This window comes from Mesorhizobium australafricanum (assembly GCF_033977265.1).
GTDB lineage: Bacteria > Pseudomonadota > Alphaproteobacteria > Rhizobiales > Rhizobiaceae > Mesorhizobium > Mesorhizobium australafricanum.
Map to the genome: position 1 here is coordinate 404,283 of NZ_JAVIIT010000002.1, position 17,784 is coordinate 422,066.

Annotated in this window: 14 protein-coding genes and 1 riboswitch; of the genes, 7 read left to right on the forward strand and 7 right to left on the reverse strand. The window is 64.2% G+C overall.

Annotated features, from left to right (window positions below):
* Positions 1 to 126: 126 nt before the first annotated feature.
* The 3 genes from RFM98_RS05405 to RFM98_RS05415 form a co-directional block, all read right to left on the reverse strand.
* The gene (locus tag RFM98_RS05405) at positions 127 to 1,290 is read right to left on the reverse strand and encodes an efflux RND transporter periplasmic adaptor subunit (protein ID WP_430682257.1); all 1,164 of its coding nucleotides are present in this window, start codon (positions 1,288 to 1,290) and stop codon (positions 127 to 129) included.
* Positions 1,291 to 1,345: 55 nt separating this feature from the next.
* On the reverse strand, positions 1,346 to 1,951 hold the full coding sequence (locus RFM98_RS05410; protein WP_320307864.1) for a TetR/AcrR family transcriptional regulator: 606 nt from the start codon (positions 1,949 to 1,951) through the stop codon (positions 1,346 to 1,348).
* Between the two features lie 419 nt (positions 1,952 to 2,370).
* Positions 2,371 to 4,011, reverse strand: coding sequence for an acyl-CoA synthetase (locus RFM98_RS05415; protein ID WP_320307865.1), 1,641 nt, complete (start codon positions 4,009 to 4,011; stop codon positions 2,371 to 2,373).
* 204 nt (positions 4,012 to 4,215) lie between these two features.
* Between RFM98_RS05415 and RFM98_RS05420 the strand changes: the two genes are divergently transcribed.
* The 4 genes from RFM98_RS05420 (at position 4,216) to RFM98_RS05435 (ending at position 8,993) form a co-directional block, all read left to right on the forward strand.
* The gene (locus tag RFM98_RS05420; protein WP_320307866.1) at positions 4,216 to 5,181 is read left to right on the forward strand and encodes a sugar-binding transcriptional regulator; all 966 of its coding nucleotides are present in this window, start codon (positions 4,216 to 4,218) and stop codon (positions 5,179 to 5,181) included.
* A 198-nt stretch (positions 5,182 to 5,379) separates the two neighbouring features.
* A complete protein-coding gene (locus RFM98_RS05425) occupies positions 5,380 to 7,434 on the forward strand; it encodes a bifunctional aldolase/short-chain dehydrogenase (protein ID WP_320307867.1) in 2,055 nt (684 codons plus the stop codon).
* Positions 7,435 to 7,514: 80 nt separating this feature from the next.
* A complete protein-coding gene (locus RFM98_RS05430; protein WP_320307868.1) occupies positions 7,515 to 7,772 on the forward strand; it encodes a type II toxin-antitoxin system RelB/DinJ family antitoxin in 258 nt (85 codons plus the stop codon).
* Positions 7,773 to 7,928: 156 nt separating this feature from the next.
* Entirely contained in the window at positions 7,929 to 8,993 is a 1,065-nt protein-coding gene (locus tag RFM98_RS05435; protein WP_430682258.1) for a D-alanine--D-alanine ligase family protein, read from the forward strand.
* 52 nt (positions 8,994 to 9,045) lie between these two features.
* Here RFM98_RS05435 and RFM98_RS05440 read toward each other — a convergent pair whose 3' ends face one another.
* Positions 9,046 to 10,563 (reverse strand): winged helix-turn-helix domain-containing tetratricopeptide repeat protein, encoded by a 1,518-nt coding sequence (locus RFM98_RS05440; RefSeq protein WP_320307870.1) that lies wholly within the window; start codon positions 10,561 to 10,563, stop codon positions 9,046 to 9,048.
* Between RFM98_RS05440 and RFM98_RS31345 the strand changes: the two genes are divergently transcribed.
* The gene (locus tag RFM98_RS31345) at positions 10,553 to 10,936 is read left to right on the forward strand and encodes a DUF1127 domain-containing protein (RefSeq protein WP_430682259.1); all 384 of its coding nucleotides are present in this window, start codon (positions 10,553 to 10,555) and stop codon (positions 10,934 to 10,936) included. The two genes, RFM98_RS05440 and RFM98_RS31345, sit on opposite strands and share 11 nt — an antisense overlap.
* Before the next feature lie 73 nt (positions 10,937 to 11,009).
* Here the strand turns inward: RFM98_RS31345 and RFM98_RS05450 are convergent, their stop codons facing one another.
* The 3 genes from RFM98_RS05450 to RFM98_RS05460 all read right to left on the reverse strand — a co-directional run bounded on the left by RFM98_RS05450 (position 11,010) and on the right by RFM98_RS05460 (position 14,739).
* Positions 11,010 to 12,062 carry a substrate-binding domain-containing protein gene (locus tag RFM98_RS05450; RefSeq protein ID WP_320307871.1) on the reverse strand — a complete coding sequence of 351 codons (1,053 nt, stop codon included), beginning with the start codon at positions 12,060 to 12,062 and terminating at the stop codon, positions 11,010 to 11,012.
* Between the two features lie 41 nt (positions 12,063 to 12,103).
* Positions 12,104 to 13,096 (reverse strand): ABC transporter permease, encoded by a 993-nt coding sequence (locus RFM98_RS05455; RefSeq protein WP_320307872.1) that lies wholly within the window; start codon positions 13,094 to 13,096, stop codon positions 12,104 to 12,106.
* Between the two features lie 131 nt (positions 13,097 to 13,227).
* Complete coding sequence (locus tag RFM98_RS05460; protein ID WP_320307873.1) at positions 13,228 to 14,739, reverse strand: sugar ABC transporter ATP-binding protein; 1,512 nt, start codon at positions 14,737 to 14,739, stop codon at positions 13,228 to 13,230.
* Between the two features lie 138 nt (positions 14,740 to 14,877).
* Between RFM98_RS05460 and mtnK the strand changes: the two genes are divergently transcribed.
* On the forward strand, positions 14,878 to 16,146 hold the full coding sequence (gene mtnK, locus RFM98_RS05465) for an S-methyl-5-thioribose kinase (RefSeq protein WP_320307874.1): 1,269 nt from the start codon (positions 14,878 to 14,880) through the stop codon (positions 16,144 to 16,146).
* Entirely contained in the window at positions 16,143 to 17,237 is a 1,095-nt protein-coding gene (mtnA, locus tag RFM98_RS05470; protein WP_320307875.1) for an S-methyl-5-thioribose-1-phosphate isomerase, read from the forward strand. Before mtnK ends, mtnA begins: the two co-directional genes overlap by 4 nt.
* Positions 17,238 to 17,579: 342 nt before the next feature.
* Positions 17,580 to 17,783: riboswitch (FMN riboswitch) on the forward strand.
* Position 17,784: the final 1 nt, after the last annotated feature.

The following is a 17,784-nucleotide window of genomic DNA, read 5'->3' on the forward strand; positions in this document are numbered from 1 at the left end:
CGGCACTGCTGCGGGGGAGCCAACATGCCGGCATCTCACGATCGGGCGTTCGCCGCCCGGAACCCATGCCCTCCCCGGCTCGCGGCTTGACGCAGCGAGAGCGGGAAAGGCGTCTGTTACGCCTGGTTAGCGCAGGCTGCTGGTGGTCGCGACGTCATCCTCCGCCGAGGCGGACTGCTGGGCGTCGCTGGAAAGCTTGACCTTCAGGTTGTCGGTCATGAACTGGGTGCCGGCTGCGACCACGACATCGCCCTGCTTCAAGCCGTCGGCCACGGCAACGCCATCGGCGGTGAAGTTGGCGACCTTGATCGGACGCGGATGCACGGTGTCGGAGGCGCGATCGACTGTCCACACGATCTGCTTGCCATCCTTCTCGGCCATTGCGGTCAGCGGGACCGACACGAGCTGCGCCTTGCTGCCCACGGTCGCCTGGACATTGGCGGTCATGCCGAGCAGCACGCGCGGATCGTTGGGCAGGGAAACCCGGACCGCGAAGGTGCGCGACTGCGGATCGGCGCTGCCAGCGACCTCGCGGACCTTGCCGTCAAGGGCAAGCCCTTCGTCGGACCAGAAGCTCGCCTTGACCTCCTTGCCGGGCTTGAAGCCGGCGATATCCATTTCCGGCACCGCAATCGACACTTCCTTCTCGCCGTCGACGGCGACAGTCATCACCGGCGTGCCGGCGGCGACAACCTGGCCGACATCGGCGGAAATCGCGGTGACGATGCCACTCTTGCTGGCCTTGAGATCGGCGTACTGGACCTGGTTCTGTGCCTGGGCCAGCGTCGAGCGGGCGGCATCGCGCGTCGCCACGGCCTGGTCGTAGGTCAGCCGGGCCTGGTCGAGCTGCGACTTCGGCGCGAAATTCTTGGCATAGAGCTGCTCGGCGCGCTTCCTGGCGAGGTCGACGGTTTCGACCTGGCGCTCGGCGGCGTCGAGGCTAGCCGCGGCGCTCTTCACCGACAGCTCATAGTCGGAAGGGTCAACGCGGGCGAGCACGTCGCCCTCGTTCACATGCTGGCCGATGTCGACGAGGCGCTCGGTGACCTTGCCGGCGATGCGGAAGCCGAGGTTCATCTCGGTGCGGGCGCGCACCGAACCGGAATAGTCGAGCTGGCGGGTGGTCTGCGCCTCGCCGATCTCGACGACCTTGACCGGACGGACGACCTCCTGGACGACCTCGGCCTTTTCCTGGCTGCAGCCGGCAAGGCCGAGCGCTGCCACGATGATGCCGACGGCCGGGAGGCCGGTGGCCGGCAGCTTGCGGAGGATGGAACTGGACAAAGACACCTTAGCACTCCCGGACTGGAGATGATTTCTCGACACCGCACCCGGCGGGCAGCTTCTATTTCAAGGCTCTGATGGCGTAGTCGATAAGTTCGTCGGGCATCGCCCGATTGGTCTTGGCAAGGCACTGCGCCACCATCTGCGGGTGGCACAGAATGACGGTGGCGGCGCCGAAGCAGCGCGAAGCCGTCTCCGGATCCTGCTGCCTGAACTCGCCGGCCTCGATGCCCTCGCGGATCACATCGGCGAACAGGTCGTGGATGCTGTTGACATGCTTGTCGATCACGCCCCAATCGCGCTCCAGCGCGACGATGACCATCTCATGGACCTTCTGCTCGTCGAGCATGGTCTCCAGCGTCATCTTGTACTGGGCATGGATGTAACGCCGCAACCGCTCCTCGGCGCTGAGCGGCAGGTGCATGATCTCGTAAGCCATCTTGTAGCTGGCGCCGAGCATACGGCCGCAGACGGCCTGGTGGATTTCAACCTTGGAGGCAAAGAAGCGGTAGATGTTGGCCGGCGACATGCCGAGCTCGCGGGCGATGTCGGCGACATTGGTCTTGCCGTAGCCGTAATGGCGGAACAGCCGCTCGGCGCAGTCGAGAATGCGGGTCACATTCTCCTGTCTGGCGGGGTCTGCCACGATGTTGGCGGCTTCTGACATGGCACTTTCGTTTTGATGAGTGACGAATTTCAATTTTCATCAGTCGTAAAACGAAAGCAGCGATGAGTCAACGCGAAATCGACGTACGCGTATAATTTGGTGACAGATGGTGACAGGAACAAGCGAGCAGCCCGCGATTAGCCGATGGCTCTGCGCCGTCGTCATCCTAGGGTGGAGCAGTCGCGAAGCGACGTCGCGGAAACCCTAGGATCCATGCCATGACCTTGCGGCCGCGCTCCGGCGGTTGCGAATAGCTTATGGCCTATGTCGAGTGTATATCAGCGTAACTTCTTGATCCGCCTTCGTTCTTCGGCCGACGTCACGGCATGGATCCTAGGGTCTGCGCGCGTCGCTTCGCTCCTTGCTTCGCCCTAGGATGACGACGCCGCGGCTGCTGACCAAGAGAACGTGGGAGCGAATTATGCCCCCTTCGCCATCTCCCGCAGCCGGAACTTCTGGATCTTGCCCGTCGAGGTCTTCGGGATTTCCGCAAACACCACCGCCTTCGGCACCTTGAAGCGAGCCAAGAGTGAGCGGCAGTGCTCGATGATCTCGGTCTCGGTCGCTGCTTTGCCGGGCTTCAGCTCGACATAGGCGACCGGCACCTCGCCCCATTTGTCGTCAGCGCGGGCAACCACCCCACACGAGGCGACGGCGGGATGCTTGTAGAGCGCGTCCTCGACCTCGATGGACGAGATATTCTCGCCGCCCGAAATGATGATGTCCTTGGAGCGGTCCTTGAGCTGGATGTAGCCGTCGGGATGCATGACGCCGAGATCGCCGGAGTGGAACCAGCCGCCGGTGAAGGCTTCGTTGGTCGCATTGCGGTTCTTGAGATAGCCCTTCATGACGATGTTGCCGCGGAACATGACCTCGCCGATGGTCTCGCCATCGGCCGGCGTCTCGAGCATCGTCTGAGGGTCCATCACCGTGAGCCCCTCGAGCGAGGCGTAGCGCACGCCCTGGCGGGCTTTCTTCGCCGTCCTTGGGCCCTTCTCCAATCCATCCCACTCATTGTGCCATTCGTTGACGACGGCCGGGCCGTAGGTCTCGGTCAGGCCGTAGAGATGGGTGACGGCGAAGCCGGCGTCAGCCATGCCGGAAAGCACGGCCTCGGGCGGGGGTGCTGCGGCGGTGTTGAAGGTGACGGTCTGCGGAAACGCGCGCTTGTCCTCGTCCTTGGCGTTGATCAGCACCGACATGACGATGGGCGCGCCGCAGAGATGAGTGACGCCGTGGTCGGCGATGGCGTCGTACATCGGCTTCGCCCGTACCCAGCGCAGGCAGACATGGGTGCCGGCCTGCACGGCGAGCGTCCAGGGGAAGCACCAGCCGTTGCAGTGGAACATCGGCAGCGTCCAGAGATAGACCGCGTGCTTGGCCATGCCGGCATGGATGGTGTTGGTGTAGGCCATCAGCGCCGCGCCGCGATGGTGGTAGACGACGCCCTTCGGATTGCCTGTCGTGCCCGAGGTGTAGTTGAGCGAGATGGCGTCCCATTCGTCGTCGGGCATCGACCAGGCGAAAGCCTCGTCGCCGCCGGCGAGAAAATCCTCATAGTCAGCTGAGCCGATCCGCTCGCCCTTCGGATAGGGGGCATCGGCGGCGTAGTCGGGATCGTCATAGTCGATGACCAATGGCTTGGCCTTGGCCAATGCCAGCGCTTCCTTGACGACGCCCGAGAATTCGCGGTCGACGATCAGCACGTTGCTCTCGGCATGGTCGAGCTGGAAGGCGATGACGGCGGCGTCGAGGCGGGTGTTCAGCGAATGCAGCACCGCCCTGGTCATCGGCACGCCGAAATGGGCTTCCAGCATCGGCGGCGTGTTGGACAGCATCACCGTCACCGTATCGCCCTTGCCGATGCCGCGTTTCGACAGCGCCGAGGCGAGCTTCAGCGAGCGGCGCCAGAAATCATGGTAGGTGATACGCTGGCTGCCATGGATGATGGCGACATGGTCGGGATAGGTCTTGGCCGCCCGCTCAAGATAGGTCAGCGGCGTCAGCGGCTGGTGGTTGGCGGCGTTCCTGTCGAGATCCTGTTCGTAGGGATTGGCCATCCCGTTCTCCCCAAAGTCCTTTTCGAACGTTCTAACCTTGAGCATGTCGTCGCGCTATCCCCCTCGCATGGCTGAAAATGCTATGCTGCTCCGGCTTGGTGGAATGGCGATCCGGATTGATCCGCGCCGCGAGGAGATTGTCACTTCGGTTTCCATGTTTGACTTTTGTCGAGAGCCGTGACTAATGTCAGCCGAGGAGACGGCATGGCGATCAGACCGGCAGAACAGCTCATCCACAAGGCCGCCTGGCTCTACTACGCCCATGGCCTTCGCCAGGACGAAGTGGCGAACCAGCTCAACATTTCCAGGGCATCGGTTGCCATGTATCTGCGCAAGGCGCGCGAGACCGGCATCGTCAACATCTCGACCTCGACCCAGCTCTTCACCGACGACGTCATGGCGCGCCGGCTGGAAGATGCTTTCGGCCTCGACGCCGTCTGGATCGCGCCGGAGAACGCCTATCTGGCCGATCCTTCGACCGACATCGCGGTGCTGGCGGCGAGCGTCTTTCTCGAGCTTGTCAAAAAGGGCGACCGGATCGGCGTCGCCTGGGGCCGCACCGTCTACACCATCGCCGACATCATGTCCTATGCCGACCTGCAGGACGTCACCGTGGTGCAGCTCTGCGGCAATCTCGGCGCGCCCTATTCCTACCGGCCCGACCAATGCACGATGGAGATCGCGCGGCGGCTCAACGCCAAGGGCCTGAACTTCTACGCGCCGCTGGTGCTGTCGACCGAGGCGCTGGCGCAAGGCCTGCGCGCCGAGCCGGTGATCCGCGACCAGTTGGCCGGCATCGCCGACTGCGATCTCGCGCTCTACTCCGTCGGCGCGGTCGACGCCGACAGCCATCTGGTGAAGTGCGGCGCGCTGTCAGCGGCCGAAATGGCCGCCTTGCGTGACGAGGGCGCTGCCGGCGTCATCGCCGGGCAGATCATCGACGCCGCCGGCGAGGTGCTCGACTGCAGCTACAACCGCCGCGTCATCTCCGCCGAGCTCGCCTCGCTGCGCGCCATCGGGAAGCGGCTGATGGTGGTGCAGGAAGACACCAAGTTCGAGCCGCTGCTTTCGGCAATTGCCGGCGGGCTCTGCACGCATCTGGTGGTCGGCGCGCATATGGCCGGGCGCCTGCTCCAGCACGCCGGCACGGCAACCAAAAAGGCCTCCTAGAGCCGGATGATTTCAGGTCTGTTCGACCTGAAATCTGAATCCGGCTCTAAATCAAAGAGATAGAGCATGATGTCGTCCGAAAACCGCTTCACACTTTTCGGCATCATGCTGTGGAAAAACCACCCTCGCCGCTTCTGTCATCAAGACGTCGCGGCTTCCTGTTCATGAGCAGCACAAGACGGAATCGGACGCAACGACATGAAGAACCTTTGGAATGACGCCGACGCGGAAAAGATGGTTGCCGACTATGCCAGGAAGGGCGTCGGCCGCGACCTTGCGCTGCGCGTCTACACCACCCGCCTGCTCGGCGGCGAGCCGCGGCTGGTGCTGCATGGCGGCGGCAACACTTCCTGCAAGACCAAGGCCACCGATCTGGTCGGCGACGAATGGGACGTGCTCTGTGTCAAGGGCAGCGGCTGGGACATGGCCGTCATCGAACCGCAAGGCCTGCCGGCGGTGAAGATGGGCGCGCTGCTCAAGGCGCGCATCCTGGACAAGCTCGCCGACGAGGACATGGTGGCGCTGCAGCGCTCTAACCTCATCGATCCCGCCTCCCCCAACCCGTCGGTCGAAACACTGCTGCACGCCTTCCTGCCGCACAAATTTGTCGACCACACGCATTCGACCGCGATCCTCGCCATCGTCGACCAGGAAGACAGCAAACCGCTGATCAAGACCGTGTTCGGCGACAAGATGGGCTACGTGCCCTACATCAAGCCGGGCTTCGACCTTGCCAAAGCCGCCGCGGAAGTCTTCGACGCCGACCCGAGCGTCGAAGGGCTGATCCTCGACAAGCATGGCATCTTCACCTTCGGCGACGATGCCAGGCAGGCCTATGACCGGATGATCCGCTACGTGAATGTGGCCGAGGATTATATCGCGAAGAACGGCAAGCCGCAGGCGGCCAAGGCGGCGCTGCCGGCGACGCTCGCCAAGCCGAACGACATCGCGCCAACGCTGCGCGGCGCCGTGGCCGTGGCGCGCGGCGAAGGCCGCTTCGACCGCATGATCAGCGACTTCCGCACGTCCGATGCCGTTATCGATTTCATCAATTCGGCGAAGATCGCCGACTATGCCCGCCGTGGCGTGTCGACGCCGGATCTGTCGATCCGCATCAAGACCGGGCCGATGGCGGTGCCGGCGCCCGATGCCGACAAGCTCGGCGACTACAAGTCTGTGGTCCGCAGCCATGTCGAGGCCTTCGTCAACGACTACACCGCCTATTTCGAGACCAACGACGCGCTGGACGACGTCAAGCGCACCATGCTCGACCCGATGCCACGCCTGACGCTGGTGCCGGGCCTCGGCATGTTCGGCCATGGCCGCACGCTGAAGGACGCCAGGATCGCGTCGGATGTCGGCGAGATGTGGATCGAGGCGGTGCGTGGCGCCGAGGCGATAGGCAATTTCCATCCGCTCTCCAAGGCCGACCTCTTCCCGCTCGAATACTGGTCTCTGGAGCAGGCCAAGCTCGCCTCGAACAAGCCCAAGCCGCTGACCGGCCAGGTCGTGCTGATCACCGGCGGCGCCGGCGCCATCGGCGCTGCGACGGCAAAACTGTTCGCCGCCAACGGCGCGCATGCGGTCATCGTCGATCTCGACCCCGCCAAGGCCGCGGAGGCGGCGAAGGCCGCCGGCAACAATTCGATCGGCGTCGGTGCCGACATCACCAATCCGGCCGAAATGCGCGCCGCCTTCGACAAGGCGGTTGCCGTCTATGGCGGCGTCGACATCCTGGTCTCGAATGCGGGCGCCGCCTGGGAAGGCCGCATCGGCGAACTCGACGACGCCACGCTGCGCAAGAGCTTCGAGCTCAACTTCTTCGCCCACCAGTCGGCGGCGCAGAACGCGGTGCGCATCATGCTGGAACAGGGCACCGGCGGCGTGCTTCTTTTCAACACCTCCAAACAGGCGATCAATCCCGGGCCGAAATTCGGCGCCTACGGCATCCCGAAGGCGGCGACGCTGTTCCTGTCGCGGCAGTATGCGCTTGACTACGGCGCCTATGGGATCCGCTCCAATGCGGTCAATGCCGACCGCATCCGCTCGGGTCTCTTGACCGACGCGATGATCGCCAGCCGGTCCGGCGCGCGCGGCGTCTCGGAGAAGGAGTACATGTCCGGCAATCTGCTCGGACAGGAAGTGACGGCCGACGACGTGGCACAGGCCTTCCTGCACCAGGCACTGGCCGAGCGGACAACCGCCGACGTGACGACGGTGGACGGTGGCAACATCGCGGCAGCGCTGCGGTGATGGTTATCCTGCAAAAAAACAGGGCGCCTGCTTGCAAGGACGATCCTCTGTAGCTACATTGTAGCTTCAAGGAGTCGCATATGGCAACAGATACAGTAGTCCGCGCTCGGATCGATACCGCAACGAAAGATCAGGCAACGGAAGCCTTGGCGGCCATGGGCTTGTCGGTTTCCGACGCCATTCGGCTGCTGCTGGTCCGCGTTGCCGCCGACAAGGAGTTTCCCTTTCCGGTGAAAGTGCCCAACGCAGCCACCCGCAAGGCCATGGCCGAGTTGGAGAACGGCAAGGGCAAGCGCTTCGCTTCGGCCGACGAGTTGTTCAAGGATCTGGAAATCTGACACGACGCCGTTCAGGTCGGACAGCCTTTCGCGCTTCTGCTGAAAAACTGCTGCAACCGGTCAAAGTCCCACTCCAATCCTCGGCTTACTACGGTTGAACGGGATGCCTGGTGTTTCGCCTGCGAGCCCCAATCCTGATCCTTGGTGGAGTTGTCGATGACCGTGAAAAGACTGCGCATCGGCGTGCTCTTCGGAGGGCGCTCCGCCGAGCATGAGGTATCGTTGCTTTCGGCGACCAATGTCATGGCAGCGCTGGAGCCGGCGAAATACGATGCCGTTCCGATCTTCGTCATCCGCGAAGGGCAATGGCTGCTGAGCCGCTTCGAGGATGGCGCGCTGGCCACACCGTCGGTTGGCACGCAGCTTTGCCTGGTGCCGGGCGGGCACGGACGAATGCTGGCGATCCCCGCCAGCGGCGCAGCCCACGACATGCCTGGCATCGATATTTTGTTTCCGGTGCTGCACGGACTGAATGGCGAGGATGGCGCGGTGCAGGGGCTGGCCGAAGTAGCGCGCGTGCCGCTCGCCGGCTGCGGCATCCTCGGCTCCGCCACGGCCCTCGACAAGGATATCGCCAAGCGGCTGTTGAAGGCGGCCGGACTGCCTGTCGCACGCTCGGTGACGATCGATGCGGATGCGGCGCCGTCCCTTGCCGAGCTGGAAGACCAGCTCGGCCTGCCGCTGTTCATCAAGCCGGCGCGGCAGGGCTCGTCGGTCGGCGTCGCAAAGGTCAATGCCAGCCAGGAATTCGATAGAGCGCTGGCGGAAGCCTTCCGGCACGACAGCAAGCTCCTGGCGGAGGAATTCGTTCGTGGCCGCGAGATAGAATTCAGCGTGCTGGAGGCCCCCTCGGGCGAACTCTTCGTCTCGCGGCCGGGCGAGATCGTGCCCGCACGGAGTCACGGCTTCTACAACTACGACGCCAAGTACATAGACGAAAATGGCGCGGCCCTGATCGTGCCGACCGACCTTTCGCCCGAGATCGAGGAAGCCATGCGCGACACGGCCGCAAGGGCGTTCAGAGCGCTCGGCTGCGACGGCATGGCCCGTGTCGACTTCTTCCTGGCGCCGGACATGACGTTCCTGATCAACGAACTGAACACCATTCCCGGCTTCACCAACATCAGCATGTACGCCAAGGCCATGGCGGCCAGCGGTGTCAGCTATCCGGAGGTCATCGACCGGCTGGTGGCCCACGGGCTGGCGCGCGCCGGCCGGTGAGGCCAAGGCTCGGAGGAAATCTCACGAGCGACCAACCGCTCGGGTCGGCGCGTCACTCCGGCAGACCGGCCTTGCGGAAGCCATCGACGAAATGCTTCAGCGTCGCGTCGTCGCGGAACGGCTCGGTCCAGACCCAGTGGCTGGTGGTGAAATGCGGGTTGGCGACGAGGAACATCTCGACCTCCGCGCGCGCCTCGTCGAGCCGGCCGAGCTGCGCGAGGCTTGCCGCCAGAAAACGGCGCGAGCTTGTCCGATAGGTTTCGTCGCGGCGCAGCGTCTCGACGGCGGCTTCGTACTCGCGGGCCGCATATTGCGCCGCGCCGAGCGTCAGATAGTACCAGCTCGGCGGATACGGGTTCAGCCGGAACGCCTTGCGGATGTGCTCAAGGCTGTCCTCGACATGCCCGGCCAGCACTTCGATGTCGGACAATGTCGCCCAGGTGTCGGCCTCGTTCGGATCGAGCTCGATTGCCCTGGCGAATTCGGTATCCGCCTCCTCGAAGCGGCGCTCATAGGCAAGCAAATTGGCAAGCACCCAGCGGCAGCCGGCATCGTTGGGATCGATCGCGACGGCCTTGCGCGCCAGTTCGAGCGCAACGCTGCGGTTTGGCTCGACGGGTTGGCCCCAATGCACCCATCCCATCCAATGGTTCATGGCAAGCCAGCGGTAGGCTTCGGCATAGTCCGGATCGAGCGAGATCGCACGCGTCAGCATCAGATGCGCTTCGCGCGCCGTCTGCGGTGAATCGTCGATCAGCTTGCGTGCCCGCACGCACAGATCATAGGCCTCGAAATTTCGCGGCCGGTTGCGCGCCGGCGGCGCGCGCAGCCGGCCGAGCAGTGCTTCGACGATCTTGGCCGTCACTTCGTCCTGGACGGCGAAGATGTCTTCCAGGCTGCGATCGAAGCGCTCAGCCCAGAGATGCTCGCCGCTCACGGCGTCGACCAGCTGGGCATTGATGCGCACGCGCCCGGCGGCGCGCCGTGCGCTGCCTTCCAGCAAGAAGCGCACGCCAAGGTCCTTGGCGATCATGCGCACATCCATCGCCCTACCCTTATAGGCAAACACCGAGTTGCGGGCGATGACGAACAGGCCACCTATCCTGGAGAGGTCGGTGATCAGATCCTCGGTCAAGCCGTCCGCGAAGGACTCCTGCTCGGGATCGCTGCCGAAGGCCACGAAGGGCAGCACTGCGATCGACGGTTTGTCGGGCAGCGGCAAAGGCCTTTGCTGCGTGCCATCGAGTTTTTCGACGGCGCCGGTGAAGCGGTAGCCGACGCGCGGCACCGTCGCGATCCACTCGCCGCCGTCGGCCGCCGGTCCAAGCAGCTTCCTGAGCTGGGCGATCTGGACGGTGAGATTGCCTTCCTCGACGGCCGTGCCCGGCCACGCCGCGTCCATCAACTCGGCCTTGGCCAGGATTTCGCCGGGCCGCGCGACGAGGGCCTCCAGCAGCTTCAGCCCACGGTGGCCGACGGCGACGGGAACATCGCCCCGCAGCAGCGTCCCCGCGGCAGGATCAAACACGAACGGTCCAAAAGCAAAGCGCGATCCCTGCATGCGGCGCATCTATAGCCGATTTGGAAGTTTTGAGAACTATTTGGATGGGCTTAATTACGCCGCCGCTCGCCTGCGGCAGACTGCAATCTCAATTCAGACCGAAGGTCTCCAGACCTTCAACCGCATGGAGGTTGCCATGACCGATATTCTTGCGCCTTGCGCACCCTTGACCGCACGCCCGGCGATGCACGCAGGGCGCTGGCGCTACTGCCTGACGGCCTTGCGGAGCAGGATAGCGGCCTCGCGCGAGCGAGCCCGCTTTCGCCTGGACCTCAAGCGGATGGCCAGGGACAATCCGCATTTGATCGACGACATCGGCCTGACGAACCGGCAGGTCGAGGAAGAGATCGCGAAGCTGCCTTTCTGGCAGCGCCAGCCTTAAGCGCAGAGTTGGAAGGCCAATACGAAAAGAGCGGCCCCAGGGGCCGCTCTTTCCTTTTCGAGTGGCTTGAACCTTACTTGGCGTTCGGGTTCGGCATCCAGGCCGGCATCGCGACATCGGCATGGGCGAACTGCGGCAGCCTGGCCGACAGGTCTTCCATGTTCTTGATGTCCTTGTCGACGAGCTCCTTCTGGGTGATCAGCGTCGGCGGCACGATGACGTTGTGGCCGGGATCCTCGCCGGCAAGCAGCTGCGCCAGCGCGCGCACCGAGACCTGGCCGACGACGGCCGGATTGGTGGCGGCGGTCGCCGCCCAGGCGCTGTCCGGCTCGCGCATCGCAGCGATGTCCGAGGTCGAGATGTCGGCCGAATAGATCTTGATGCCCTTGTTCAGGCCGGCCTCGTCGACGGCGATCTTCACGCCCTTGGCGAACTCGTCATAGGGCGCGAACATCACCTTGATGTCGGGATGCGCCTGCAGCACCGAGCGCGCCTGGTTGGCGACGGAGTTGGCGATCGGGTTGTCGAGCGTGCCGAACATGGCGACCTCGTCGATGCCCGAGTATTTCTTCTTCACGTCGACCCAGGTCTCGTTGCGGCGGTCGAGCGGGGCGATGCCGGCGACATAGACATAGCCGGCCTTCCAGCTGTCGCCATTGTCCTTGACGGCCTGCTCGAGCGCGAGCTTGGCGAGGTCTTTGTCGGACTGTTCGATCTGCGGGATCTTCGGGTTCTCGACATTGACGTCGAAGGCGACGACCTTGATGCCTGCATCGACCGCGCGCTGGGCGGCGTCCTTCATCGATTCCGTCAGCCCGTGCTGGATGATGATGCCCTGGACGCCGAGCGCGATCGCCTGGTCGACCATGTCGGCCTGGAGCGCCGCGTCCTGGCGGCTGTCGAGCACGCGCAGGTCGACGCCAAGCGCCTTGGCCTGCGCCTCGACGCCGGAGAGATAGGCCTGGAAGAAGTCACCGGTCGACAGATAGCGCACCAGCGCGATCTTGACGCCGGGCTTGTCGAACGGCGCCGGCTTGTCCGCCGCCAATGCCGTGCCCTGCATCAGCAGCGCCGCGCCGGCGAGGCCGAGTGCCGCCTTCCCCAAAAGTCTTCTTGTGATGCTCACTTTGTTTTCCTCCGTTTTTGTCTCAATACCCCCGGTCGAAACTATCTCTTGCCCCTGCCGGAAAGGGCGAAGGTGAAGACAAGGGCGACGACAAGCACCGCGCCCTTGACGAAATCCTGCGTGTAGTAAGGGGCGTTCATCATCGTCAGGCCTTGCAGCAGGACGCCGACGAACACCGCGCCGACGGCAGTGCCGAAGGCGTTGGGCTTGGCGGCGCCGAGCACCGCGTAGCCGATGAGCGCCGCCGCTACTGCGTCGAGCAAGAGATTATTACCCGAGGCGATGTCGCCGCGTCCAAGCCGGGCGGCGAGCAAAATCCCGCCGATCGAGGCAAAAACTCCCGAAATGACATAGGCCCAGATTTTGTATGCCTTGACAGGCGCGCCAGCGAGTTCGGCCGCCCTCTCGTTGCTGCCGACGGCATACATCATGCGGCCGAAGCGGGTGTATTCGAGGAAGAACCAGATCAGCGCCGCGAGCACGATGAGCACCACCACCGAGACCGGGATCAGGTTCGGGATGAAGAAGTCGATGCGGTGACGGCCGAGCGCCAGGAAGGCCTCTGAGAACTTGCCGTTGGCGACCGAGCCGTCGGGCATGGTCATGCCGGTGGCGATCGAGCGGCCTTCGGTGGGGATGCGCTGCAGGCCGAGCAGCAGGAACATCATCCCGAGTGTGGCCAGGAGATCGGGCACACGCATGTAGACGATCAGCCAGCCATTGATCAGGCCGACGAGCACGCCGATGACCAGGCAGGCGATGACGGCGACGACGGCGTTCTGCTCCAGCACCACCATGGCGTAGGAGGCCGCCATCATGGCGCTGGTCGCGACCGAGCCGATCGACAGGTCAAAACCGCCGACGACAAGCGTCGCGGTGACGCCGAGCGCCAGCACGCCGGTGATTGCCACCGACTGGAAGATGAAGACGGCACTTTGCGGCGAAACGAAACCGTCGGCGGCAACAGCGAAATAGGCGATCAGCCCGACCAGCAGGACGATGAAGCCGTAGCGGATGGCGTAGTCGCGCATCATTCAGCACCCCGCCGCGCGGCTGTCCGACAGAAACTCATTCCAACTCCACTTCATGCAATTCCTAAAGCTTTGTTTTCATGCATGTCGTTTTCCCAAAACCGCTGCGCACTTTTGGGCAACATGCATTGACCTCATGCCGCGCTGTGAAGCGGTCCGCCGGCCACTTCCGCCAGCAGCCGGTCGAGGTCGATTTCGGCGTTGCGATGTTCGCCTACGATCGTGTGTTCCGACATCACCAGGATGCGGTCGGCGGTCTCAAGCGCCTCGTCGATCTCGGTGACGAAGATCAGCGTCGCGCGGCCGTCGGCGCTGGCTCTCAGCTTGGCGGCAATGTCGCGCCGCGCCGAGATGTCGACGCCCTGGAACGGTTCGTCGAGGATGAAGAGTCGCGAGGCCTGCGACATCCAGCGCGCCACCATCACCTTCTGCTGGTTGCCGCCGGATAACGCCGACAGCTCGTCCTTCTCGGACCGGCAGACGATGCCAAGCTCGTCGATCTGGCGGCGCGCGACAGCGCGCTCGGAACGCTTCTTCATGACACCGAAGCCCGACATGCGCTTGAGGAACGGCAGGCTGATGTTGCGCTCGATGTTGAAGTCGCCGACGATGCCGCTTGCCGCACGGTCCTTGGCGACAAGAAAGACGCCGGCGGCGATCGCCTCGCGCGCCGAGCCTGGCGCATAGGGCTTACCGTCCATATGCATGGTTCCGGCGAGCGGCCGGCGTACGCCGAACAGCGTCTCGGCCAAAGCCGTCTTGCCGACGCCGACCAGGCCGGTGATCGCCACCACCTCGCCGGTGCCGAGCGTCATCGAGATCGGCTTCGATCCTTGCGCGAGCCGCACGCCTTCGGCGGTGAAGACCGCGCGGGCCGAGCTTCTCGCCACCACCCTGTCGAGATGGATCTTGCGGCCGAGCATGGCGTTGACGGCGCCTTCGTAATCGAGCGGCTTCTGGTCGAACACGCCGGAGATGAGGCCGTCGCGCATCGATACGACACGATCGGCGAGCCGCCTGATGTCGGACATGCGGTGCGAGATGTAGAGTATGGCGACCCCCTGCCCGCGCAGCCGGTCGATCAGCGCAAACAGCCGGTCGGCCTCGGCGCTCGACAGCGACGAGGTCGGCTCGTCTAGGATCAGCACCTTGGGCCGATGCGCCATGGCGCGCGCAATCGCCACCATCTGGCGGTCGGCAAGCGCAAGATCGGCAACGCGCGCCTTGAGATCGATGGTGAGCCCCATGCGGTCGGCGACAGCTCTGGCCTCGGCGCGGACAGTGCGCGGCTTGAACAGCATCGACGCGCCCTTGCCGCTCAAGCGGTCGAGCGTCAAATTGGTGGCGACATCGAGATCGGCGACCACGCCGTCATTGATGTTCTGATGCACGGTGACGACGCCGGCGCGGATAGCTTCGGCGGGGGTCTGCGGGTCGAAGGCCTTGCCGGCGAGCCGCATGGTCCCGCCGCCGTGCGCGTAGACGCCGCTGACGATCTTGACCAGGGTGGATTTGCCTGCGCCGTTGGCGCCCATCAGCACGGTCACCTCGCCCGCAAAAAGGTCGAGCGAGATGCCGCCAAGCACCTCGTTCTGGCCAAAGGATTTCCTCAGGCCCTCCACACGGAACACGGCATCTGCGCCCATTCGTTCCTCCCTGATCCGTGACGCTATGGGCTCATTCGGCAATTGTCAACACGATTGACATTTGCCAGAGCGCTTCCTAGCTTGGCCCCGCCGCCGTGGCTCCGCTATCGTCGGACACCACGAGCAGGAGGGGAGAGAATGACCGGGAAGTTCGAAGCATTGTCGGCGGAGACGCTGCCGAAGCGCCTTGGCGAGACAGCGGCGCTGACCGAGCGCATCGGCAAGGACGCCAGCCGCTGGAAGGTCCGCGAGGTCGGCGATGGCAATCTCAACCTCGTCTTCATCGTCGAGGGCGACCAGGGCGCGGCGGTGGTGAAACAGGCGCTCCCCTATGTGCGGCTGGTCGGCGACAGCTGGCCGCTGCCCCTGAAGCGCTCCTTCTTCGAGTATCATGCGCTGACGAGGCAGGAGCGCCGTGCGCCTGGCTCGGTGCCGGCGATCTACCATTTCGACGAAACACAGGCGCTTATCGTCATGGAATATCTGGCGCCGCCACACATTATTCTCAGGCGCGCGCTGATCGACGGCCGCGAATTGCCGAACATCGCGCGCGACATCGGCCTGTTCATGGCCCGCACGCTGTTCCGCGGCTCGGACCTGGCGATGGTGGCAAAGGATCGCAAGGCCGATCTCGCTTTATTCGCCGACAATGTCGAGCTCTGCGACATCACCGAGAACCTGGTGTTTTCCGATCCGTATTTCGACGCCAGGATGAACCGGCACACCAGCCCGCAGCTCGACGGCCTGGTGGCCGAACTGCGCGCTGATCGCGACCTCAAGGTCGAGGCACAGCGGCTGAAGCATCTTTTCGCCGCCAATGCCGAAACAATGCTGCATGGCGACCTGCATTCCGGCTCGATCATGGTGACCGACACAGAGACCCGGATGATCGATCCGGAATTCGCCTTCTACGGCCCGATCGCCTTCGATGTCGGCATGCTGCTGGCCAATTTCTGGATGGCCTTCTTCTCGCAGCGTGGCCATGAGGAGAAAGGCAGCCGGGACTCGATGCGCGCCTACCTGCTTGAGGTCACGGCCGAGACCTGGGCCGTGTTCCGCGCCGAGTTCTCCCATCTGTGGCGGACCGAGCGCACCGGCATGCTCTACCAGAAAAGCCTGTTCGAGGATCAGGGCGACCTGCTCGCATCCGAACAGGCGCTCGACCACATGCTTTCCGGCATCTGGACCGACCTGCTCGGCTTTGCCGGCATCGAGGTGCACCGGCGCATCCTCGGCCTCGCCCACAATGCCGATTTCGAGACCATTGCCGATCAAGACCTGCGCGCCACATGTGAGGCCAAGGCTTTGCGCTTCGGCCGCCACATCGCCGTCAATCGGCGCCACATCCACAGCATCGACGAGGTCAACAAGCTGGCCGCGCTGATCGAACAGGAGACGAGCCTTTGAACGTCGGCGAACGCCACTATCGCACCATCTGGCTCAGCGACGACAAGCGTTCGGTCGAGATCATCGACCAGCGCTGGCTGCCGCATGAATTCCGTGTCGAGACCATAGGAAGCGTCGCCGGCATCGCCACCGCGATCCGCGACATGTGGGTGCGCGGCGCGCCGCTGATCGGCGTCACCGCCGCCTATGGCGTCGCCATCCAGATGACGGACGATCCTTCGGACGAGGCGCTCGACGCGGTGTGGGAGACGCTGCACAGGACGCGGCCGACCGCGATCAATCTGCGCTGGGCGCTGGAGGAGATGCGGCGCTTTCTGAAGCCGCTCGCGCCGGGCGAGCGCGCGGACGCCGCTTATCGGCGCGCCGCCGAAATCGCCGATGAGGACGTGGGGCTGAACCGCGCCATCGGCGAGAACGGCCTTGCCATCATCAGGGAGATCGCGGCGAAGAAGAAGCCGGGCGAGAGCGTCAACATCCTCACTCATTGCAATGCCGGCTGGCTGGCGACGGTCGACTACGGCACCGCCACCGCGCCGATCTATCTGGCGACCGAGGCTGGCATTCCGGTGCATGTCTATGTCGACGAGACCAGGCCGCGCAACCAGGGCGCCCAGCTGACCGCCTGGGAGATGGCCGGCCATGGCGTGCCGCACACGCTGATCGTCGACAATGCCGGCGGCCATCTGATGCAACATGGCGACATCGACATGGTGATCGTCGGCACCGACCGCACCACGGCAAACGGCGACGTCTGCAACAAGATCGGCACTTATCTGAAGGCGCTCGCCGCCGCCGACAATCACGTACCCTTCTATGTCGCGCTGCCGTCGCCCACCATCGACTGGACCGTGGCCGACGGGCTTGCCGAAATCCCGATCGAGGAGCGCTCCGGCGACGAGGTTTCGCTGGTCTGGGGCAAGACAGCGGACGGCAAGATTGCCCAGGTGCGCGTCTCGCCCGACGCGACGCCGGCGGCGAACCCTGCCTTCGACGTAACGCCGGCGCGGCTGGTGACAGGGTTGATCACCGAGCGCGGCGTGGCGAAGGCCTCGCGCGAGGGGCTGAAGGCGATGTTCCCGGAGCGCGAGTGATTGGCTGATCTCCTCGCAAATGTGGGACACGAACCATTGCAGTCGTCATCCTAGGGCGGAGCAAGCAGCGAAGCGACGCGCGCAGACCCTAGAAATCCATGCCGTGACGCTAAGGCTTTGCAATGGTTACAGAATTCTGCGCCGCTGCACTCTACGTCCAAAGTCACGGCTTTGGATCCTCGGGTCAAGCCCGAGGATGACGAAGTGCAGTTGAGGCACCAAGCCAAACGGCATACGCCGGCGGACAGCCCCCTCTGGCCTACCGGTCATCTCCCCCACGAGGGGGGAGATTGGCCAGCCGCCAATTGACAGCGCCGCCCTGCTCTCTCATAAAACCTGCGTCAATGTTCTCAGGGCGGGGTGAAAGTCCCCACCGGCGGTAAGGACTCCTAGTTGCGCATGATTCCTTTCCGAAAACCGGGTTCCGGTTTTCGGGGTCATGCGCGGGACCCAAGCCCGCGAGCGCTTTCCAGCCTGTCGGAAAGGTCAGCAGATCCGGTGCAATTCCGGGGCCGACGGTTACAGTCCGGATGAAAGAGAACGATCG